Raw genomic sequence first — 22,857 nt, 5'->3', positions numbered from 1 at the left:
ATCTAACCTGTTCCATTATCCATTGATTTTAACAATCTATACCATTTAATTACTTTAAATACTAAGAATCTTTTTCCTGTTAGAAATAATTACATTTCACCATGCTGTGCAGGTTGATAGTTATGTACAGAATCCTGATAACCTGCTGAAGGATTTACTAATATCAACAACATAAAACTTGTTACCAATAAGCTTAAAATTATTTTACGCTTCATCCTTATCCACCTCATTAATCAATTTTCTGTATGCTGTCTTCACATCAGATGATGCATACTCTCGATAAGACTCATACAGCTTCATACATTTAATTATATATGATTTATTATTGATTAATGTAGATTTTTCCAAACAACTTATTAAAAATTTGAAGCCATCAGAATATCTTTTCTTGGTCAAATAGTAGATCGATAATTCCTTAGAAAAATGCATAAAACGTTCTGTTATGAAACGCTTAGTATAAAAGCTCTCAATTTTTTGTTGCTCTAGAAAAGATAAAATTTCTCCTTCGAATTGCTTTAAAATAACATCCACATCAAAATGGTATCTATTAGCCGAATCTACTATAATATCAAGTGCAGGAAGAATCTCATCTTTTCTTGATGATATATAAAGTAGATAATCAGATAGAACGCTTATTTCGCCAGCAAGAATCTTATTCAAATAGGTATTCCCCACAGCCCACTCTTCATATTGCCTTTTCCACTTCAAAGTAGTTTCATCTGAATCTTTCACCCAACTTAAGTCACCATATGTGTACGTATGTTGAAGTGCCTTCTGATAATCTTTATGAGCTTCACAAACTTCAGCACGAAGTAAATGTGAGAATGCCCAATAAGCAAACAGAGGAAAACTTGGTTTCTTTGAATTTTCTTTTTTCATATGATTCCGCTGTTGTTCCAGTTTGTATTGAATTTTAGCTTTGTCTCCCAAAGCTTTAGCGAACAGTTCTACTTTGTCCCATTTACGTAACGAACGGTATGTATTCGCCAAATCTTTTAACGCTTCTAACTGATCTATCTCATCTAGTCGGTCAACATATATTTCAAATTGAACTGCCGCTTCATAGTTTTTCTCTTGATTGTCTCCTTGCCTCGTATGGAACAAGCGGTACTGACACATAGCGAGGCGTTCTGAGTATTGTTTTTTCTCACTTACAGCTACATTTTCATAGAGTATGGCTGCCGCTTGGTACTTCTTTTCATGAAATAATTCTTCAGCAAGCTCAAATAAGGATTCTGAATAGCCCAACTTATCCATTAATAGATTGACCACATCATGAATGCAGTCCAGTTTGTTCAATTTCGCACAATTATGTATAAAAGGACTCATTCGACGCCAATTCGGATTAGCCTCTGTTAAATACTCAGACACATACCGTTCGTAGTAATAGCCAACGGGATGCCCCATTGCTTTTGTAATTCGGTCTAGCTGATCCACTGAAAGAGTGCGGTTCCCATTAATAATACTGCTCATGGTTCCCGGATTCATCTCTGCCTCTCTGGCAAGATCACTAAGGATTAAATCTTTATCTTTCATATGTTTTGTTATCTCTGTGAGTATCGTGGTTGTGTTGTACAAAAGTAACCACCCCTTATCAGGAACTTGTTAGGATATCAACTCATTAAAAAGAGGACTATTGCAATCCATTGATTGTATAGCCTTTCCGCAATTCATTGTACCATCTTTTGGAACAATATCATATACCTTTCAGAACCTTACTTAAGATCCCTTTTTGGATGGTTTACAAGCAAACCAAGCTCTATAAATCCTGAGACATACGAATCATATCTCTACACTGTATGCCATTCTCATAAATTTCTTCTAGATAGTTGTGTCTGACAAAGAAATCTAGATCTACACCAACAATTCTGAACCCACATTTTTGGTAGAGAGCTAACTGCCCTATGCTAGAGTTACCTGTGCCCATTTCCATCGTTTTATAACCTTGTGTCTTGGCTGTTTCAATTGCATGTGTCACTAATTGTCTGCCTATTCCTTTACCATGCATATCTTCTGATACTGCTATATTCACTAACTCAACTGTTTCAGGTCTTGTAGGTAATAGAACATAGACTCCAACAATATGATGGTCAATCTCTGCTACAAAACACTGCCCTCTTTTTAAGTATTCCTCAACAAGTTGGTGCGAAGGATCAGCTAGTAACAAGAGCTCTATTGGATATTTTTCATTTGAATGAAGTAGTCTAATATTCATATATTCTCTCCTGAATGTATTATGGTCCCCGGATTTCCCCCTTGTGTAGGCTTTATTCCAGAAATCCGGGGAAGCCCTAAATCAGTTTGATCTCAATTCATACAAACCATTATGCAGTGAAAGACTGGCAGAGTATGGACCTTCAAACAAGACACTGGTGTTAAATACGGCCGGAAGCCTATCATCAGGAAACCAAGGCCGTTGCTTGTCTATGACTATAAATGATCCTTCTACATCCCCTAGCGGCGCGAATTTCTGTCCAGCCCCTCCCCATGAATCAAGTTGGAACGTTTCGGTGATTATCCTAGATACTTCGGAGACATCATCGACAGGAAGACCGATCTCGCTTATACGAAGTAGAGAGTGGGGCCCGAAAGCTTCAGTGACTGCGTTGTTGAGTGTATGGTGAGCGATGAACTCGACAAGGTTATGATCCGGATCATAGAAGTAAAGCGCTGTTGCATTCCAGTTTTCGAAAAAAAACTCATCTTCTTGGGGTCTTGAGATCAATGAAATCCCACGGTCGATTACCCACTGTTTTGCTTCTATGAATTTATTCGTTGGAATCGTAACCGCAATATGATAAAACTCATTTTCCATGTGGGAGGATTCCTGAAAAGCAAGAACCGATTCCCCTACTTGAAAAGACAATCTCAAAGGGTTTTCCTCCACAACCTGCAAATCCAAGAGAGAGCCGTAAAAAGCTTTTATCGCTTCGAAACTGTGGGTGCCTAAGAGCACTTCTTTTAATTTCAATGCATTGGTCCTCCCCATAAATAATATTGAAACCCATTTTCCGTCGTATCCAGATCAGCATTTTATCTCAGACTGTATGAGGCCATTACATTGGTTATTGATTATCCTTTAAATCGCTTAGAAGTTTGGCATTCACATTTAACGCCGCAAATTGAAGTAGTATATCCTGTTCATCCAGAGCTTTACTTTTCGCCATTTTGAGATAAAGCTTGGGCTGGTCCCGAAATGCTCTTGCACTCCCAATCGAGTATGCCTTCTTGAGATATTCATGAGCTAATACAGGCTTGCTCTGATGAAGAAGTGTTTCCGCCATCTGGATATAAGGTTCAGCATGTATAATCCGGTACCCTGAACCTTCCAAATCTAAAATCTCCTCATTTAAAAGCTCTACTGATCGCTGAGTATGCCCGTTATAATTAAGAATTTGAACGTATTGATGCAAAGTTACCCCTGTGATGCCCCATGTATGCTTAGGCTCGGGTATTAGATCCCAAGCCTTCTGTGCTTTTTCCTCGGCCAAGTTGCTATCTAATGGGAGTATATGAGCTGCTTCCTCTCCAAGAGCCCAAATCGCTTCTTCCAATTGAGCCTCCAGATCGTGATACATTCGAATATTCATCTATTCCTCCCAATACATAATGTAGAGTACTCTTCTAATGTCTATCCATATTTTAACGCACGTTGACTTCCGTTGCATTCGAATTGAACAATTTTATTTTTATAATCATAGATAAAAACGCTAGCAGTGCAAACATCATTCCGCTCCAGATGAGCTGGTGTATTCCCAAGTGAGAGATAAACCACCCGCCTATAGCAGCTCCCATCGTAATACCTAGATTAGAAAATGAGACAAACAGGCTGTTACCAAACTCTGGAGCTTCTTTCGCTTCAGTGGTTAACCATGTTTGACTAATAATAAGCCCCCCGGAATGCACGGCCCCCCAAATGAGCACAACCACAATCATCGGTAGGAAAGAAGTCCCCAGAGCATAAGTGAATACGTAAATGACCATATATAGCAATGGGAACATGATGACGGTCTTAGTCAGATTTTTATGTAATAATCCCCCAAATAAAAAGTTTCCAAAAATCATGACGATTCCAAAGACCATCAACATCATACTGATCCATGACCCGTTCATAAGAGTTACTTCTCCAAGATATTCAGCAAAGTAGCTATACACCGAAAACATAGCTGCAAAGATAAAAATAACAGTCACAATGTTGAACCACAATTGAGGTTTACGTAATATACCAAGCTGTTTGCCATAAGACATCTTTTCCTGAACTGGCAGGGAAGGAAGCCATACGAGTATTCCTACAAATGCAATCATGCTTACGACAGCACCAAATAAGAAAGCAGCTTCTAACGATATCTTTTCAGCAAGATAGGAAGTCAAAGGCACGCCAAACGCAAATCCTACTGTAATTCCAGCGAAAACCTTGGTGACCGCTTTACTACTCTTTTCAGGGGGGACAAGATGAGATGCAGTCACGAGAGCGACCGAAAAAAAGACAGGATGAAAAATAGCAGGAAGAACACGAAAAATGAGCATGACCTCAAAATGAGTGGTATAGGCATAGACTATATTGGAAATGACAAAACTGAATACAGCGGTTAATAGAATGACTTTACGATTCATACCGGAAACGAGTAAGGTCAAGAACGGACCTGAAATGGCAACAACTAAAGAAAAAATACTGACGAGCCAACCAGCCTGGGCAGCTGATACATTGAATTTTTGAGTTACTTGGGGGAGAACACCTATAATCCCCATTTCCGTTGTAATAATGCCGAATACGCCTAAAGCCAGAATGATAATAAGTAACGGGTTAACCTTTTTCATTTTAAGTATAAGCCTCCAATTTAATTATATATATATAGATTTGTAGATATGTTATGTGAAAAAAAACCTCCTTTCAGTTTATAGTTCCTTTTGAACGTACTCGGCAAATTCCCGGATTGTTTTTTCATTCCGACGATAGTACGTCCACTTCCCAATACGCTCAGACTCTAACAAACCGGATTTTTGCATCGTTAATAAATAACTTGAAATCACAGACTGCGCAAGTCCCGCTTTAGCCTGTATATCTCCCACACATACACCAATTTGAAAATTAAGCCCTTGCTTTAGATAAGCCTGTTCATCAAAAAACTCTTCTGGATTTTTTAACCACAGCATAATTAGACGACGAGTTTCGTTTGACAATGCTTTATAAATCAATGACGGTTCCATATAAAATATTATATCTATTTTATTAGATTTGTAAATATAAAGTCCAATGACTACGTAGGAGAATTAATAATAAAAGCTGCTTCCCCACAGAAAATCCGCTAGGAAACAGCCTGTTTGTGTACATATTCAACTACACTGACTTACTCTTATTGGAGCGATACATCAAGTACAGGAAATACGGTGCACCGATCAGTGCGATCAGCAATCCGGAAGGAATTTCGGTCGGCGCAAGCACTGTCCGGCCAATCGTATCAGCCAGCACCAGCATCACCGCTCCCAAGATGCTCGACAGAACAATGGAGCGGCGTACATGGTGCCCAATCAACGTACGGACGATATGCGGGGCAATCAGCCCGATGAAGCCAACTGTACCCACACAGGCCACCGCTCCGCCCGCCAGCAGCACACCCACTGCCATGGCCAGCAGCCGAGTGCGGCGCACCGGAAGTCCCAGTCCCATGGCGCTGCTATCGTCAAACACCAAAAGATCGAAGCGGCGAGCTAGCCACCAGGCTATTGGCAACAACACGAGCAGAAAAGCCAGAATCGTCGCCACCTGCCCCCAGTTTCGAGCGTAGGTACTACCGGTCAGCCAAATATAGCCTGTGCTGCCCCAAAGCGAACCTTGGATAATCAGTATCTGAATGCCAGCTGCTCCGATCGCTGATACGGCAATCCCAAGTAGGATGACCACAGACGGGTTTAGGTGCTTGTTCCATGATAAAAAGAAGATCACCGCCGCCGACACCGTCGCTCCGGCAATCGCCGCGATGGGCAGCATATAAACAGGCAGCCCAGGCCAAACGATAATCACTGCAAGCGCGCCGAAACCAGCCCCTGAAGAAACACCAATGATCGAGGCATCCGCTAAGGGATTACGAACGGCTAATTGGATCAAGACACCGCTGACCGCAAGCGCGATACCAGCCCCGGCTGCCACCAGCGTGCGCGGAATTCTAAACTGCAGCAAAGCCGAATTTGCGTTCTCACCGCCGAACAGGCCGGACAGCAAATCGCCGACCGGAATTCGCATTCCTCCAAACATCAGGCTGAATACGGTCAACAGCACGGCACTGCACCCAAGCAACATGACCAGCCTGCCATACGGTAATTTCCGAGAGCGCACACCTATGTTCATTGAAGATTGCCCACTAATACCAGAAGGCAGCTTCATCTTCCACAGAATCAACCAAATTAACCAAGGAGCCCCAATCAAGGCCATCATTGCTCCGGTCGGCAGATCCATGCTTGATTGGTGGACCATTTTCGCCAGCACATCAGCGCCGGTCAACAGTAATGCCCCCCACAGGAAAGAACCAGGCAGCACCCAGCGATGCATTTTTAAGCCGCTTAAGCGTACCAAATGCGGAGCTACCAAACCCACAAAACCAATGGGTCCAATGACGCTGACTGTAATGGTCGACAGCAGGACAGCCAATACAATTCCCACCGCCCGGGTCAAGCTAACCTTTTGCCCGAGTGACGTGGATGTGGACTCATCCAGATCCAGAACATCAAACTGCCTTGACAGCAGAACGGCAATGATCGAGAGTCCTACGACCCAGGGCCAGGCGTAAGTCGTCCCGCTCCAGTCGTTTTGCACAAGCGAGCCAGAACCCCAGAGAAACAGTCCCTGCGTTTCAAATGAATAAAAGATATGCAAAGCTCCGGTAAACGAACCGAGAACCATGGATACAATCAAGCCGGCAAGCGCCAACCGAATCGGACTTCCAGCTCGTCCCCCGCCCATGAAGTAAGCCAGCACCGCTGCAAACAGGCCGCCGACAGCGGCAAATAGAAACGGCGCCTGGTGCAGCAATCCGGGAAACATCACCGCGCCAAGGACGACCACAAAGTAGGCACCGGCGTTAATTCCTAGTGTATCAGAAGCCGCCAGCGGATTTTTGGTGATGGCCTGGAGCAGAGCACCGGCGATGGCTAGCGCACCACCAGCCAGGATTCCGATGACCGTACGCGGCATTCGGAGATCCCACACCATATTATGTTCAAGAGTATCCTGACGCTGGGTCAACGCCTCAATTACTGTATGCAGCGGGATTGAAGCCTCTCCATAACACAAGCTTACAAAAAAAAGCACGATGAGGACGATCAATCCGCCCCCAAAGATGCTTCCTACACGCCAAGTCTTCGATAAACCCGTTGTGTCTGCTCGGGTCATTTCGTCAGTGCTCCAACTACCTGATCAACCAGTACTTTGGATGAGATTGGGCCGCCGAACGTCCATGTTGTACCGTCCAGTGGGTAGGTCCGTTTTTCTTTGACAAAGTTCAGTCCGTTCCATACCGAGTTGTTCTTCATCGCGGCTCCAAATACATCGTCCGTCTTTTGCGTAATATAGATAAAATTGCTGTCCTGCACAGCTGGAAGAGCTTCAATGCCAACGGTGCTAAACCCGTATTTCTCGATCTGGTCAGACTTCCAGTCGTTCACCATGCCGATTTTTGCAAGCGTTCCTACTACTACCGAATTTTCTTTGAACATTCGCAGACTGGCAGCATTTTGAGCTGTAAAGGCCTGTGTCAGCGCATAGTGAAAGTCTGCTTTGCCGGCCTTCTCCAATGTAGCCTTTGCATCTACATAGTGCTGGTCAAGTTCGCTTAGGACCTTATTAGCCTGTTCCGTTTTTCCGGTAGCCACAGCGACTTGCTTGAAAATTTCGACCATACGGTCGTAATCATAGCCGTTCCCCTTGTAAGGATCGAATTCTATCGTTGGTGCAATCCCCTTAAGCTGTGCATAGATCGCTGCATTGTTATCGGCGTTAGAGATAATAAGATCCGGCTTGAGCGCCGCAATCGCCTCTAGATTCGGTTCGCCGCGTGTGCCGATATCAGTTACGGTATCAGCCAGCTTCGCCTCCGGTGTTACCCACAGCTTGTAGTTTTCATTGTCCGCATTGCCGACAGGCTGTACGCCAAGTGCAATGAGGTCCTCGGTAAACGTCCATTCGAGTACAACGACACGTTCCGCTGGCTTGTCCAGCTTGACTTCCCCGTGGTCGTCCTTAACCGTAACCGGACCAGCCGTTGTGGATGTCTGCTCAGACCCAGCAGTACCTTCCGTCTTCGAGCTATCCCCAGCCGCACCGCAGCCCGCCAATACAATAGTAAAAACTACAAATAATAATAGGCTATTCAACATCTTTTTCATTTCTCTCAATCACCCCTGTATGTATATTGCATTGGAAAATGATAATCATTATCAGTAAAAGATTATAGGGCTTAGTGACTTTTGTCAATACGGATAAATCTAAAATTGAATCGCAAACAGGTTCCGTATATGATAGCTTTATCATTGTTTAAGGGAGGCTACATTTACGTGGCAGTATTAATCAACGAGCAAATTAAAGCTGACGAAGTGGTACTCACTGGACTCGCAGGGGAGAAGCTCGGCGTTGTCTCCAAGTCAGAGGCCTTGGCCTTGGCCCGATCTAAAGGGGTGGACTTGGTCTGCACTTCACTGATGAGCAGTCCACCGCCCTGTAGCTTGGTCGCAAAGGGCAAAGGAAAAGCGCTTGCGCAAAAAGAAGCCGCAGCAAGCAAAACGAATGTCGGCCGAACCGCAAAAAACAGCGGCAAAGAAAAGGTCAAGGAGCTCCGCTTCACTGCTCATATTGAGGAGCATGATTACGACACGAAGCTGCGGCAGGCAGACAAACATCTGCGTTCCGGCAAACCGGTACAGTTGGTCGTTAAAGCGTCTGGTGCAAAAGAAGCACCTGTCGCCAAAGCGGTACTAGAGCGGCTACTGGTCGATCTGAAGGAAGCCGGAGTGAAGGAAACCGGAATCCAGACGGGCGGCAAGGGCTCACAAGTGAAATTAAACCCTCGCTGAATGGCAAATCCGTAAATTGGACAAGTCACTTAGACCGTAGGAAACAGAGGGAGATCACTAATGGACATGAATGGACCTGTCAACATTTCTCGAAGTGAGAGACTTCAGACTTGCCACGAAATAGCTGCGAGGTTACATGAAGTATACAGAGACAAAATTCTGGCTATAGGGGTCTATGGATCTGTTGCCAAAGGTACTGACGGCCCTTTTTCGGACATTGAAATGTTTTGTGTACTGAGTGAACCAAACGGCCCCGTAGAATTTAGCCATGAATGGTCGGCGGGGCCCTGGAAAGCTGAGGTGAACGTCTGTAGTTCAGACATTCTTCTTAAAATTGCCTCTACTGTTGAGGGCGATTGGCCGTTGACACATGGACCCTTCTTTTCCCCACTTCGTCTGTATGATCCTAAAAACTTTTTTTCTATATTAAAGGAAGCGGCCGAATCCCCAACAAAGGAAGATTTCAGGCATGCCATCAACGAAGTGCTTGTAGGTGAAATGTACGAGTTTATAGGAAAGCTTAGAAATGTCCGTGTAAATGGCCCTCATACCTACTTGCCGTACTTGGTAATGCAGTTTGCCCAATATGGGGCTATGTTAGTTGGGTTGCACAATCAGAAGCTTTTCTCAACGGGTTCAATGGTTCTACTGGAGGCCCTGGAACTGCCGAGTCGTCCAGAAGGATTTGATGATGTCGTTAAGCTGGTCATGTCTGGAGATTTAGCTGAACCAGCGAAGATCATTTCAGCCTGTGAAGATTTCTGGAGTGGCCTTGTGAGTTGGGCAGTCGAACATGACTACCTTATTCGATCACAACGAATCCCATTTTGATCGCAAATAAAATTTACTTTAATTGCGCTTACTATAATATATCATGTTTTTGATATGCCCCATCCCCCTTTCGTTAAGGGGGATTTTACTTTTCTTCTGAATGGATGATACTGCTTCGTTATATTTTCCCACTCTAACATATTTTAAATTTAAACTACTTGATTTCACCCCCTACCTCCTTTATTCTCTGTATATGTAACTCTGGCTTTGCTTATCTATATCTGGTGCTCACATACTGACCTCATTCGTGTACACATGCAAAAATGTACAATTCCAGTGTACTCCATTAAATTTTTACAGATAGGGCTTTATATAGATTTTATTTTTGTTAATATCCAACAACAGGGCCTTAGGCACTATGATAGATTACGTTTTAATGATATATTGATAGATACTATAAAAGACTAATTACCCATGGCTTGGGCTGGAGGATGTATGAAAAAGGAATCAAATCAAGACGAAACCAGTTATTTATTTAATGTAGATGTATTAGTTAAAGGCCGTTCAAACGTAGAGGCCCTTCAGTTCCTGCTTAATCTCCTGAGCCAAAACGAACACATTGCGGATAGCCGGATTCAATCCGGTATCGAACTTGGGAATTTAATCGAAGCTGCACTGTATCTAAGAAAACAGTCAGCCGGTAATAACCCGTCTGACGCAGCTGCTACGCTTGCGGAAAAGTTCTCCAAAAAGAAGTCAGCCGCAGTTACGAACAAGCCGCCAGTCGTTCAAGAGATCAAACAATCCCACGTACAGCCAAAGCCTGCAACACAACAAGAACTTAGTACGTATGAATGGATCAAACGCTATATACAAGATAACACGCTTGTACGGTTAATCGTGAACCGCTATGGCGGACAGCGTAGCATTCCTTGCCGCATCCTCAATCTGGATCATGATAATAGCCTGCTGAGTGTGTATCATGTAGATGAGAAGCAAGTGTACTCCTTTAAAATGAATGAGATCGATGAAATCACATCGTAAATGTAAATACTTCATAAAAAAACAAAGCATAAAAAAAGAGAATGGGCAGGAAAAACATGACGTCTTTCTTACCCATTCTCTTTTTTTTGCATTATCCGAAAAGAACTCTAATCCTCTTTCTTCAGCCCCATGGCAGCCCATGCCAACAATATCCATCCTGCAATAAAGCACACGCCTCCTAAGGGGGTGATAGCTCCCAGCACACGGATTCCGGTCAAACTTAGCACATACAAGCTGCCGGAAAACAAAATGATACCCGTTAATAACAGACGCGCTGCCCATCTTAAACGGTTGGAAGAACCCCACTGTCCAGCAGCCAACGCAATGATCAGCAAACCGACAGCGTGAATCATATGATATTTTACACCTGTTTCATACACGGCCAAAGCATCCGCGTCGATCCGGGCTTTCACAATATGTGCCCCGAACGCTCCAATGGCTACCGCCAACATCATCATTATAGATCCCACAAATATCCATTTTCGTTGCATGTTTGTGTACTCCTTTTCATCTCATCCTTTTAGTCGAATGTTCTTCTTATTTTATCGAAACCGTATGAAGTTTACCAGCCAGCGTGTGTGAACAGACCGCATACAGAATTGGATGATTAGACCCTGTCTTTTGAAGGGTAATGTGTAAGGTAGCTTGCTTTTTTGTTTATTTTGTGGAAAATTAGTACCTGTTCGGACTATGTTCAAGGAGTTGAAAAAATGAGTTACCAAGATCCTAATTTGCAAAAGCCTGCTGCGCCTGAGGAGCACCCTGTTTTTTCAGAAACTCCTGTGTTCCAGCCTCCGGTCAAGCTCAATCATTCTGGTCCCGGAATTGCTTCTTTTATTATGTCGCTTGTCAGCCTGATCGGATATATTATTCTGGCTATTATGGTTATTAATCTGCTGGCTCATTTCGGCCAATACCAAACGATGAACCCGGAAGTTGCTCTGCAGCAAACCGGAACGGTACTGCTTCCTTTTATTTTTTTAGGTAGCCTGTTGCTGAATTGTAGCGGACTTGTGGTAGGTATCATTGGAATTGCGTTAAAAAACCGTAAGAAAACCTTTGCTATTACAGGCTTAATCATTAATGCACTTATTATTGTGGGCTTTATTGCACTTCTTGCCATCGGTCTTTCCGTTCCGAATAGCACAGCGGATATCTATCCTTCCTCCGTGCAATCTTTATAATTTTTCTGCATCACACAGAGAGGATTCAATGTATGAACAAAATTAAAATTTTTGCCGACAGTACCAGTGATATTCCTGCTCGCTGGCGTCAACAGTACGAGATTAGTATTGTGCCATTGTATACAGTATTTGGTGATGAGGCATTGCAGGATGGTGTAAACATTCACCCAGAACAATTATTTCAACGTGTAAGCCGCGAGGGACATTTACCGCGTACCGCCGCACCTTCTCCGTCGGATTTTATTCAAGCCTTTGCGCCTTACATAGAACAAGGGGACGACATTTTATATATCAGTCTGTCTTCCGAGCTATCATCGACGTACCAGAATGCGCTACTCGCTGCCTCCGAATTTCCGGAAGGCCGCATTACGGTTTTTGATTCCTTGAATTTGTCGTGCGGCTTTGGCCTGCTTGTGATGAAAGCTGCTCGTGCGGCAGCCAACGGCAATACGATAGAGCAAATTGTAGACATGTTGACAAAAACCAGGCCGTTAATAGACACGGAATTTGTCATTGATACACTTGAATACCTGTATAAAGGCGGAAGATGCTCAGGCATGCAAAACCTGATCGGCAGTCTGCTCAAAATTCGTCCGGTGATCAAAGTGATTGACGGAAAAATGACGCCTGCCTACAAAGTCCGCGGCAAACGTGAAAAAGCACTGGATCAGATGCTGCAAAACGCTCTGAATCAACGAGATCAGATGGATAACGATATCATTATTGTCGTGCACGCTTTGGCCGAGGAAGATGCGCTGATGCTGCAAGCTCGTTTGAAAGAAGAAACGAACGCACAAGAGGTACTGCTAACGACAGCAGGCTGTGTCATTTCCAGTCATTGTGGTCCACAGACTATCGGTATTATGTATGCCAAAAAAGCATAGTTTATCCAATATCAAACCCGTTGCCGCATAGGTAGCGGGTTTTTTGGTGTTTTTCCAGCAATTTAGCAATGAATAACTTTCCTCTTTTTGATAGTATTATTCGTCGAGTAACAATATATGAATCTACAATCTATCATAAAAAAGAAGGTTATTTGGTATGAGTTCCAAATCACGTTGGTTAACCCGGCTCACCCTTTCAGCAACTGCAGCCATCACAATATTCACCACATCCACATCATATTTAGCTGCTCCAGCAGCAGCATCTGGTGCTACGTTCCAAGATATTGCACACAGCTATGCCTATCAGTCTATTATTTCCCTGCACGCTAAAGGAATTTTAAACGGTACACAACCTGGTTACTTCTCTCCTAAAAAGGCTGTTACCAGAGCCGAATGGGTTACCGCACTGGACCGTACACTCGGTCTGGAGCCTGTACAAGCGGCCGTTTCTTCCTACCGAGATGTTGCCAAAAAGACGTGGTACTATGGATGGATTGAAGCAGCTTCTCAACTCAATATCGTTCAGGGGGGAACGTCTGCGACATTTCAACCTAATAGTCCTATAACCCGTCAAGAAGCGGCCTTGATGATCGCACGTCTCATCCGCTCTTCGGGCGGATCAGGAAATGCTACTTCCTCCTTCACAGATACTGGGGAAATTGCAGATTGGGCTCTTGATGCGGTAACCACCGTAAATCGTTACGGCTTTATGAAAGGTGAAAGTAACTATTTTCGTCCAGCATCCTCTCTAACCCGCGAAGAAACAGCGGCATTGCTGGAGCGTCTGCTAACGTATTCAACTAAGCATGCTAACCAAACTGCTTCCACTGCTTCTTCCATCCGACTAGGCTGGCAATATGATCAAACCGTTCAGCAGTTTGAAAATACGGTGCTCCAATCCAACATCAACACCCTGTCACCACGTTGGTTTTTTCTAAATGAAACAGGTAGTATAAGCGACTATACCAATTCGTCGCTGCTCACCTGGGCCAAACAGCATCATAAAAATATCTGGGCTATGGTAGGCAACCGTTCCAACCTGGTGCTGACGCACCAAATTCTATCCAGTGAGGTTCTACGGAATAAAACTATAACTCAGCTTGCCAACGCCGTATCTGTATACGGTTTGAACGGACTTGTCATTGATTTTGAAAATGTAGATGGTCAGGACCGTGCCAATTTAACATTGTTCGTCCAACAATTAAAAGCTAAGTTGAAGAGTCAGAATGCGGTACTGGCGATTTGTGTATCTCCTGATTACGGAACGGACTGGACTGCCGCCTTTGATTATAAACAGCTTGGTGCTGCGGCAGACTATCTGATCCTGATGGGATATGACGAGCATTGGGGAGGTAGCTCGATCCCCGGCTCTGTATCCTCACTGCCATGGCTCCGTGAAAGCGTGCGGCGTTTTGTACAAACCACCTATCCGGAGAAAGCGATCTTGGCGTTGCCATTATTTACACGGAACTGGACGCTTAACGCTAGCGGACATTCAATCGCTTCCTCTGATATATCACTAGATCAGCAAAACCAGCTAGTATCCCGTTCCGTCTCCAAACCAATCTGGAATGAGGATATTCAGCAGTATACCGTGTCTTACAAAGACACGCAGCTTCATAAGCTGTGGCTTGAAGAAGGACGATCCTTCACTCGTAAGTATCGCTTGGGGCAGGATGCTGGGTTTGCTGGCTTCGCCTACTGGTATCCGGGCGGAGCAAGCTCTGATCTGTGGTCCAGTGTAAAAAACGCAGACCGATTTATACAGCGTGGTTTATAAAATACAAAGCCTTCAACCTCACGTGAAAAGTGAAGTTGAAGGCTTTTGGCATACATACTTATCACCAGCCTATGACCGATATGCAACTTTCCCGTTTACAACTGTCATTCGTACCTTAACATCAAGTAAAGCTTGCGTGCTTTCCGATACATCACGGTCAATGACTGTAAAGTCAGCGGCTTTCCCTTCAGCTATCGCCCCTCTTTCATCAGCTTCCCCGGCTGCTACTGCGCTTCCCGTGGTAAACAGACGAATGGCTTCATGTACATCCAGCTTTTCAGCGGGAAGATAGCCCTCATGCATTTGTTCCGGCTTGGCGCGAGTCACTGCCGCATGAATACCAAGAAAAGGGTTTAACGGCTCAATCGGCGCGTCACTACCTCCAGCACATGGAATGCCTGCTTCCAGCAGCTTTTTCCAGGCATATAAATATTCAGTCCGTTCTTTCCCCACCCGATCCAGTACCCAAGGGAAGTCACTTGCGACAAAACGGGGCTGGATGTCCGCAATCAGCGGCAGCTTCGCCATTCTCTTGACCAAATCCCTCCTAAGCACCTGTCCATGGATCAGGCGATCTGGCAAACCGCTTTCCTCCGTGAGCACATGGGCCTCCATCGCTGTCAAAATCATGTGCGCTGCCCCATCCCCTATAGCATGTACAGCCACCGGAAAGCCTGCGGCCCTGGCAGCTGCCACCATCTGATTCAGCTCTGGCTGCGGTTGAATCGCCATTCCGCAGGTATGTGGAGCATCACTATAAGGTTCAGACAATAATGCCGTTCTTCCACCAATAGCGCCATCGGCAAACATTTTAATCGCACCGATTTTAAACCATTCATTTCCGGTACCTGCACGCAGCCCTTGCACTTTCGCTTCTTCCATAAATGGATGATAGATGAGCTGGTGTGTGCGAAAAGCAAGACCTTCTTCCCTCAACTCCCTGTAAATTCGTTGCATCGTCTCCACGCTGCCCAAAAAACGTAAATCTTCCGTGTGTGCAGCAGTCAGACCAAGCCGTAGCGCATCCAGGCAAGCCCGCCGAATCGTATCCTTCTTAACCAAATAATCCGGCTCTGGCTGCACGCTAGTAAAGGCAAAGGATGCTTCCTCATAAATTAATCCGTTCAACCGTCCATCTGCGTCTCGTCCATAGGCTCCCGAAGCCGGGTTAGGGGTGTCCTCGCTAATACCTGCACGCCGAAATGCCTCTGAATTGGCCAAGAACGTATGAAAGCACGTACGAGTGAGATATACCGGATGCTGATCTGTAATGGCATCCAGCTCGGCTATACCCGGAATTTCAACAGGAATAAACGCATTTTCATTCCAGTTAAGTCCTAAAATCCACTCTCCCGGCGGTGTTACAGCGACCCGTTTGCGCAGCATAGCCAGCATCTCTTCCTTGGAGGTAGCTGATGTTAAATCCAGCATAGCCAGCTTCATACCATGCATAGACAAATGCATATGTGAATCGGTTAAGCCTGGCAGTACATAGGCGTCTTCCCAATCCACAGTTTCATATTCCTTACCGGTCAACTGCAATTCAAGCTCCCGAGCATATCCGATGGCTTGTATCCGACCCTGCTGTACAACGATGGAGTCTCCTTTGGAAGCCCAATCCCCATGCAACCGGCCGTGCTTGAACAAAACGAATGTCAACGCCACTCATCTCCTTTTTTCAACTATACGCATATCCACTTCATATTACGCCTGTGTTGCCACTTCCAAGCGTAGTGTATTTATATCTATCTGCTGCACCTGCTGGGCAAATTGGTCATGAGCTGCACAGACAGCCATTTTATAATCCTGATCCAGCTCATACTGTTTAAAATGACAATACTCGGTGGTAAAGCCCTCTGTCGTGAAGCCTATGAACGGTTGTGCCTTCAGCTCGAATGAAAAAGACTTCAACGGTAGGGTTAGTCCCTGCCCCTCGGCCTTCACAAAGCTTTCTTTAAGCGTCCATAGATCGTAAAAGTAGGACAATCGGCTGTCTGCGTCCTGACGCATTAACGCATCATACTCTGTGTCCGAAAAGCACACTCTACCTACCTCAAAATCAATAGGACGGAGCTGTTCAATGTCGATTCCAAGCGGGTGATCATCAATAGCGCATACCACCCATTTTCCCGAGTGAGAAACATTAAAATGGAATCCGGGTGCATTTATCAAGGAAGGCTTACCGAACGCATTGTATGTAAATTGAAGACTAGCATTAGATACCTTCAATTGCCGGCAGGCCAACCATCTTAGCAGCACATCGGCATATAAGCCCCTCAAAGCATCTTCCCGATGTAAAAAACGATCTAACTTGTGCTGCTTTTCCAGCGAAACCCGATTTACCAGTAATTCGTAATGCTCCTCAGCCTCCGGCTTGCTCGTATCAATCGCGTATATTTTCATGGTTGCCTCCTGTATATCTAATGAATATCAGCCATTTTGTAACACTCACCGTTCGATGGAAGTCTGTTAGATATGGATGGCGTGTGCCGTGTACATGGTCAATATACTACTCTAGCACTTTCAATTCAATATGGATACAATTGGGATAAGCATCTCTATTAAAACTACTTCATAGAGCCTATTAATGAAAGCGCTTTAAAATAACGCATACAGAGGAGGACGAAACAATGAAATATGATTTTGCCCGCTTGCTGTGTATTATGCTCTCTATTTTGCTGACGTTGAGCATTTTTCAGATGTTTTCTCCTAAGATCGCTTCAGCCGCTTCAGCGAATGTTGTGAATGGCATTCAGTTTAAAGATACAGATGGAAACGTGGTCCATGCCCATGGGGGTGGTATGATTAAAGTAGACGGTTACTATTATTGGTTTGGTGAAAATCGTAATCCCAACGGCACGTTCAAGGCGGTATCCGCCTACCGTTCCTCTGATTTAAAAAACTGGGAGTTTCGTAAAAACGTACTGACCAGCAGCTCCGCTGTAGAGCTGAATGTTTCGAATATTGAACGTCCGAAAGTGATTTACAATGAAAAAACACGTAAATACGTATTATGGATGCATAAGGAGAATGGGGTTAATTACAACGAGGCCCGAGTGGCTGTCGCCTCTTCCGATACCGTGGACGGCGATTACACGTATCAGGGCAGCTTCCGTCCTCTGGAATACGATTCGCGCGATATGACCGTATACAACGATAACGGTACAGCTTACCTCATTTCGGCTACCCGAGTAAACGCGGATCTGAACATTTATCGTCTGACACCGGATTTTCTGCAAGTTGAATCGCTGGTGACTACACTTTGGCCAGGACAATATCGTGAAGCTCCGGCGATGTTCAAAAAAGGAGACGTCTACTTCCTGATTACATCCGGGGCAACCGGCTGGAATCCCAATCAGGCCAAGTATGCTACCGCATCCAGCATTGAAGGAACCTGGAGTAATACGATAAACTTCGGGGACGGTACGACTTATGGTTCACAGTCGGCTTACGTGATTCCTGTTGAGGGTGCCCAGACAACTTCATACCTGTATTTGGGCGACCGTTGGGCGGGTGCGTGGAGCGGTCCTGTGCAGGATTCTCAATATGTATGGTTGCCACTGCGTTTTCCAACAGCGACTTCATTAGCCATGGATTGGTTCGACAGCATTAACATTGACACCGCCAGTGGTGTGGTCGAGGGGATAACAACGCCAATTGCCATTGATCCAGATGCCTATTATCAGCTAGTGAATCGCAAGAGCAATAAGCCACTAAGCATTATTGGCAATGCAACGACGGACGGCGCAGACCTGGAGCAGCGTGCAAATTCCGGAGCAGCAAACCAGCAATGGCAGCTCAAGGATGCAGGCAGCGGATATTATAAAATTGTGAACCGCAACAGCGGAAAGCTAATTGGTGTTGAAAGCGGTACCACAACAGACGGTACAGTTATTGAGCAGTGGAGTGACGGAGGCTGGTCCAGTCAGCATTGGCAATTAGTATCCGTAACCGGTGGTTATTACAAGCTGAAAAATCGGGCAACCGGCAAGCTGATCGATATTTCTGAAGGCGCCACCGCCGATGGAGCCAAAGCCATTCAATGGGGCGATAATGGTGGGACGAATCAGCATTTCCGTGTAGTTAAAGTAGAATAGCTCAAGTTATTTTCAAAAGGAGCCGTATTCCGAGCAGATCATGGTGACTGCTAACGGAAAAGACGGCTCCTTTTTACGTAAAACGATGTAATTGATAATCTCTAGTACGTTACAGTTCCCACGGATAATCTGTTGTCAAAAAACTAGCCAACTGTTTGCTTTCTTCCCTCCGCTGACGCCGTATGGCTGCGCGTGATGGAGCCGTCTGGTGCAATTGTAACTGCTCTTCTGTTTCTGGAATCACCTGCGGGACGGTCACTTTACGGTTGTTCTCGTCCAATGCCACAAAGGTCAGGAAGGCGGTGGCTGCGATTTTCCGGTCGCCAGTCATCAGTCCTTCACGAATTACCTTTACGAACACTTCCATCGAGCTACGGCCTGTCCAGGTTACGAACGCTTCTAGCGTGACAGAATCACTCGGATGGATAGGTAGCAAAAAATCCACCGAATCCGTAGAGGCTGTAACTGTGTTCGTACGACACAGCTTAGCAGCTGCAATAGATGCGATATCGTCGATATACGACATCAGCCTGCCGCCGAAGAGCGTGTTATGATTGTTGATATCGTTGGGAAATACTCGGGACGTCTTGAAGCAGTAGGTTTCTCGGATGTACTTGCTTTCCATGGGTTCTTTCCTCTCTTTTCCTCGTTGCTCTCTTTTTATATCTCAGGATTTTGCAAAATCCTGATGTGGAAGCCTGTTTTAGACTATGCTAATCATCCCACTAATCCGCATAATAAATCAATACATAAAAATCGGCATCCTCATCCGAATCATTCCGGTAGGTATGTATGTCAGATACTTGAAACTGCACGGCATCCCCTGCACTCAGCTTGAGCTGTTGCCCCTGCATTTCAAAGTACATTTCCCCACGGATCATGAGAATCGTTTCCTCTCCCAAATGCTTCTCTGCCTGGTGTGTAAAGCCTGGCTTCAGACTTACCGTGAACACCTCAAACTTCTTTTCAGCGTGATACGGGAATACAGGGTAAACAAAATAATTACCGTCCTCATCAATAACCGGATGCAGGTCTTCCCTCCGAATCTTCGTGATTTGCGGCGGGTCTTCTTTAAGAAAGGTGGAGAAGGATACGTGCAGACCGTTCGCAATTTTCCAAAGGGTTGTTACCGTAGGATTGGATTTCCCCTTCTCAATCTGAGCCAGCATCCCTTTGCTGACCCCTGTCAGTTCAGCCACCTTATCCAAACTTAATCCTCTAGTCTTCCTGATTTGAGCCAAATTAGAGCCAATAATATACTGCATTGAATCCACGGACGATGCCTCCTTGTATCCAAAAGTCTATATAAGAAGAATACACAAAAGACTGTGTGTTCGCTATATATAGACTGTATCGTAAAATATCATTTATCTTTTGCAATTTTGGATGCACGACTTATTATCCACAGTAAATTAAGTGTAGCCGATCAAGGTAATACAAAGCTTAAACGGGAAGTAGACATGCTACAATTTACTGTAATATGGTCAGGTTCCTCGCTTACTTCAACATGCAATAAAAACATTTGACATTGAATATAAATGTCCTTAAACTTTTCACTTATTAAAACTTTTTTCAAAACTATTGTAATATCCTGAAGGAGGGCTGTTATCCTATGACTTTTCCGTCCCTGAACACCCAACAGGTGAGAAAATCAAGCTTGGCTATCTAGGAGGGATTAAATTTGAATCTGCAAACCCGCAAGTCCCGCCACATGTATACGATGCAGCTGGCGACAATTTTTATTGGCTTTATTGTATTTGGCATCTCGGAAAATATTAAAGGCCCTGCCATTCCACGCATCCAATTCGACTTCAATCTGGATGAACAGCAGCTCGGAACATTGTTGTCTCTAAACGCACTTGGTTATTTGATTGCCTGCTCGTTCACCGCTGTCCTTGTCCGTAAGTGGGGAATCAAGGCGGTCAGCATCATTTCCTTTGCTTCCATGATCATCTCGGGAGTGTTCATCTACCTGTCGCACACGTATCCGTTCTTCGCCTCGTCCTACTTCTTGATGTATATCGGGAACGGCATGCTGGAGATTGCGCTCGCAATTTTGGGGGCGAGGATTTTTGTGAAAAATACCGGCACGATGATGAATTTGTCCCACTTTTTCTATGGGCTCAGCTCAACAGTCGCCCCTTTGCTGGCGACGGGAGTCATGTCACTGACGGTATTTGGACATATGCTGGACTGGCGGGGGATGTATCTGGCTATGTTGTCGCTCTGCCTGCTGCCGATTGTGGCCGCACTGCTTAGCACCTTCCCGGGAGACGATTTGCAGCATGAGGATCGAACCTCACTCAAGACGCTAACCCGCGATCCAGCACTCTGGATGATGGTAATGATCCTGTCGTTTGGAGTAGTCTCTGAGCTCGCAGTTGGGGGCTGGCTGGTCAACTTTTTAGAGAAAGCGTATTCATGGAGCACGGTGAAGGCGTCCAGCATGCTCTCAGCGTTCTTTCTTACCTTCTCGTTGGGGCGCCTGTTGCTTGGTCCACTCACAGACCGGGTGGGGTTCGTGCTTTCGACGATTCTATTCTCCGCCTTCTCAGCGATATGTACGTTCGCAGCAATCGCGGGTGGAGAGAGACTAGCGTTTCTCTTTGCCGTATCGGGTGCAGGTATTGCAATGATCTATCCGACCGTGATGGCGTTCATAGCAAGGAGATATCCGAAGGACAGTGATACAGCTATTACGTTCGTCGTCACGCTGATGGGCGTAGGTAGTGTCATTGGCAACTATGTGATCGGCTGGGTAATCGAAGGGGTCAAGATAGTCTACGGCGCAACCACTGAGCTTGGCATACTGCGCGGGCTTCAGGCGGGATATGGAGTTATCGGTCTATGCGCAGCCATCTGCGCGATCTCGGGAATTATTCTCTACGGATATCTGAAAAAGCGGCAGGAGCTTATATAATCACCACCTTAGGGTTGTCCCATAAGTCATGAACTGACTGGACGCCCTTTTTTTACGAGTTCCCCATTCAGTCAAAACAGCCCTTGTATGAACACATCCGAGCTGCTTCGATTCATCATCAGTTCTTGCCCGTTTGCCATTTCGAAGAACTCATCGGGAGTACATTTGAGCACCGCTTTTGGATCGTTTAAACTACTAAGTCTATTTTGTTCTTAAGCCAAAAAGCCGAAGACCTTTTGATTTAGATCAACAGCTAAAGATTCAACTTATTTAAGATTTTAATTAACTAGGACATGTCTTCAAACTCAAGTAATCCACACCATATTGCTGCCAAGATTAAATAAAGCCCTTTTAGCCTGCTTCTAGCGGTAATTTTCGTTATATTTTCTTTGTAATAACCTCCAATTCAAACATTTTTCCGCTCGTGAAATAAGAGAAAAATCACAGAATCAAATCCCAAACTGGGAACTCATCTGTGATTTTGCTTTTCTTGAATATTTTCGCTTTGGCTTGTCTATTTAATCATGTAGAACCATATTTCAATTACGCTGAAATGAAACCACCCACTGGTCTTATCATCTTTCAATCTGTTATTTTTTCAATATCCTCATGTTGTTTTGAATAATAAATCTCTGAGCACCACTTAATTTTAGGCTTCCTCTCATAAACATCAAGAAGCTGAATATGTAAATTATATATCTTTATAATTAATCTTAATCTCCTCCCTTTTCATTTTCGTCATCAGTATACCCGTATATCAAACGAAATACGCAATTCACATATCTAATATTTTCCAAAAAATAATAAACAAAATAAAAAAACTGATGGACACTTTTTCACCCCAGCTTAACAAATACAATCTCAAAACTGGCTTGTTAATAACAATCCAGTTGGATAAAGGTACTTTTTCTATTACACTGAGATACTATTTTAGTAAGAATTAGTTCCGAACTTGAATGTAGGCCAAACACCTTTTATTAAAAACTCATTATAAAAGTCATTTTGATTTGATTGACTTTGTTTCCATAAGAAGCAGAACAGCCTCATCACACTATGGAGTGGAGAGGCCGCTTGTGGGGGAATAAATTCATTTCGTCTACAGCGGTTGATGTTG

At 44.6% G+C, this 22,857-nt stretch carries 22 protein-coding genes; 8 read left to right on the top strand and 14 right to left on the bottom strand.

Going from position 1 to position 22,857, the window contains the following annotated elements:
• Positions 1-89: 89 nt before the first annotated feature.
• The 9 genes from KAI36_RS27170 to KAI36_RS08000 form a co-directional block, all read right to left on the bottom strand.
• Positions 90-215, bottom strand: coding sequence for a hypothetical protein (locus tag KAI36_RS27170; protein WP_258043249.1), 126 nt, complete (start codon positions 213-215; stop codon positions 90-92).
• Positions 205-1,536 (bottom strand): helix-turn-helix domain-containing protein, encoded by a 1,332-nt coding sequence (locus tag KAI36_RS08035; protein ID WP_374755044.1) that lies wholly within the window; start codon positions 1,534-1,536, stop codon positions 205-207. The genes KAI36_RS27170 and KAI36_RS08035 overlap by 11 nt, the downstream gene beginning before the upstream one ends.
• 223 nt (positions 1,537-1,759) lie before the next feature.
• Complete coding sequence (locus KAI36_RS08030) at positions 1,760-2,215, bottom strand: GNAT family N-acetyltransferase (RefSeq protein ID WP_103744426.1); 456 nt, start codon at positions 2,213-2,215, stop codon at positions 1,760-1,762.
• Positions 2,216-2,296: 81 nt separating this feature from the next.
• Positions 2,297-2,971, bottom strand: coding sequence for a VOC family protein (locus tag KAI36_RS08025; protein ID WP_103744427.1), 675 nt, complete (start codon positions 2,969-2,971; stop codon positions 2,297-2,299).
• A gap of 94 nt (positions 2,972-3,065) precedes the next feature.
• The gene (locus KAI36_RS08020; protein WP_103744428.1) at positions 3,066-3,590 is read right to left on the bottom strand and encodes a hypothetical protein; all 525 of its coding nucleotides are present in this window, start codon (positions 3,588-3,590) and stop codon (positions 3,066-3,068) included.
• A 52-nt stretch (positions 3,591-3,642) separates the two neighbouring features.
• Complete coding sequence (locus KAI36_RS08015; protein ID WP_075153988.1) at positions 3,643-4,818, bottom strand: MFS transporter; 1,176 nt, start codon at positions 4,816-4,818, stop codon at positions 3,643-3,645.
• A 78-nt stretch (positions 4,819-4,896) separates the two neighbouring features.
• Positions 4,897-5,208, bottom strand: coding sequence for an ArsR/SmtB family transcription factor (locus tag KAI36_RS08010; RefSeq protein ID WP_103744429.1), 312 nt, complete (start codon positions 5,206-5,208; stop codon positions 4,897-4,899).
• 130 nt (positions 5,209-5,338) lie between these two features.
• On the bottom strand, positions 5,339-7,387 hold the full coding sequence (locus tag KAI36_RS08005) for an iron ABC transporter permease (protein WP_103744430.1): 2,049 nt from the start codon (positions 7,385-7,387) through the stop codon (positions 5,339-5,341).
• Complete coding sequence (locus tag KAI36_RS08000; protein WP_220027467.1) at positions 7,384-8,379, bottom strand: ABC transporter substrate-binding protein; 996 nt, start codon at positions 8,377-8,379, stop codon at positions 7,384-7,386. The genes KAI36_RS08005 and KAI36_RS08000 overlap by 4 nt, the downstream gene beginning before the upstream one ends.
• Positions 8,380-8,547: 168 nt before the next feature.
• On the opposite strand from KAI36_RS08000, the gene infC reads away from it, so the two are divergent.
• The 3 genes from infC (at position 8,548) to KAI36_RS07985 (ending at position 10,878) form a co-directional block, all read left to right on the top strand.
• The gene (infC, locus tag KAI36_RS07995) at positions 8,548-9,063 is read left to right on the top strand and encodes a translation initiation factor IF-3 (protein ID WP_103744432.1); all 516 of its coding nucleotides are present in this window, start codon (positions 8,548-8,550) and stop codon (positions 9,061-9,063) included.
• A gap of 60 nt (positions 9,064-9,123) precedes the next feature.
• Complete coding sequence (locus KAI36_RS07990) at positions 9,124-9,894, top strand: ANT(4')-I family aminoglycoside nucleotidyltransferase (protein ID WP_103744433.1); 771 nt, start codon at positions 9,124-9,126, stop codon at positions 9,892-9,894.
• Positions 9,895-10,329: 435 nt separating this feature from the next.
• Positions 10,330-10,878, top strand: a complete 549-nt coding sequence (locus tag KAI36_RS07985) for a hypothetical protein (protein ID WP_103744434.1) — start codon at positions 10,330-10,332, stop codon at positions 10,876-10,878.
• A gap of 107 nt (positions 10,879-10,985) precedes the next feature.
• Here KAI36_RS07985 and KAI36_RS07980 read toward each other — a convergent pair whose 3' ends face one another.
• Positions 10,986-11,369, bottom strand: a complete 384-nt coding sequence (locus tag KAI36_RS07980) for a DUF423 domain-containing protein (protein ID WP_071640103.1) — start codon at positions 11,367-11,369, stop codon at positions 10,986-10,988.
• Positions 11,370-11,588: 219 nt separating this feature from the next.
• Between KAI36_RS07980 and KAI36_RS07975 the strand changes: the two genes are divergently transcribed.
• The 3 genes from KAI36_RS07975 (at position 11,589) to KAI36_RS07965 (ending at position 14,726) form a co-directional block, all read left to right on the top strand.
• Positions 11,589-12,062: a hypothetical protein gene (locus KAI36_RS07975; protein WP_103744435.1), complete on the top strand. Its 474-nt coding sequence runs from the start codon at positions 11,589-11,591 to the stop codon at positions 12,060-12,062.
• 32 nt (positions 12,063-12,094) lie between these two features.
• Positions 12,095-12,946, top strand: a complete 852-nt coding sequence (locus KAI36_RS07970) for a DegV family protein (RefSeq protein ID WP_220027466.1) — start codon at positions 12,095-12,097, stop codon at positions 12,944-12,946.
• A 157-nt stretch (positions 12,947-13,103) separates the two neighbouring features.
• Entirely contained in the window at positions 13,104-14,726 is a 1,623-nt protein-coding gene (locus tag KAI36_RS07965) for an S-layer homology domain-containing protein (protein ID WP_220027465.1), read from the top strand.
• Between the two features lie 69 nt (positions 14,727-14,795).
• Here KAI36_RS07965 and KAI36_RS07960 read toward each other — a convergent pair whose 3' ends face one another.
• Complete coding sequence (locus KAI36_RS07960; protein WP_220027464.1) at positions 14,796-16,385, bottom strand: amidohydrolase; 1,590 nt, start codon at positions 16,383-16,385, stop codon at positions 14,796-14,798.
• Between the two features lie 45 nt (positions 16,386-16,430).
• Complete coding sequence (locus tag KAI36_RS07955; protein WP_220027463.1) at positions 16,431-17,129, bottom strand: 4'-phosphopantetheinyl transferase family protein; 699 nt, start codon at positions 17,127-17,129, stop codon at positions 16,431-16,433.
• Positions 17,130-17,356: 227 nt separating this feature from the next.
• On the opposite strand from KAI36_RS07955, the gene KAI36_RS07950 reads away from it, so the two are divergent.
• Entirely contained in the window at positions 17,357-18,823 is a 1,467-nt protein-coding gene (locus KAI36_RS07950) for an RICIN domain-containing protein (RefSeq protein WP_220027462.1), read from the top strand.
• A 109-nt stretch (positions 18,824-18,932) separates the two neighbouring features.
• Here the strand turns inward: KAI36_RS07950 and KAI36_RS07945 are convergent, their stop codons facing one another.
• Entirely contained in the window at positions 18,933-19,448 is a 516-nt protein-coding gene (locus KAI36_RS07945; protein ID WP_013309488.1) for an acyl-CoA thioesterase, read from the bottom strand.
• Positions 19,449-19,548: 100 nt separating this feature from the next.
• Entirely contained in the window at positions 19,549-20,097 is a 549-nt protein-coding gene (locus KAI36_RS07940) for a helix-turn-helix domain-containing protein (protein WP_029516544.1), read from the bottom strand.
• A gap of 407 nt (positions 20,098-20,504) precedes the next feature.
• Here KAI36_RS07940 and KAI36_RS07935 point away from each other — a divergent pair, with 407 nt between their 5' ends.
• Positions 20,505-21,743, top strand: coding sequence for an MFS transporter (locus KAI36_RS07935; RefSeq protein ID WP_220027461.1), 1,239 nt, complete (start codon positions 20,505-20,507; stop codon positions 21,741-21,743).
• Positions 21,744-22,857 lie beyond the last annotated feature (1,114 nt).

Origin of the sequence: Paenibacillus sp. S02 (assembly GCF_019454065.1) — a bacterium.
GTDB classification, from domain to species: Bacteria; Bacillota; Bacilli; order Paenibacillales; family Paenibacillaceae; genus Paenibacillus; species Paenibacillus polymyxa_B.
This window is presented reverse-complemented; position numbering and strand designations above follow the sequence as displayed.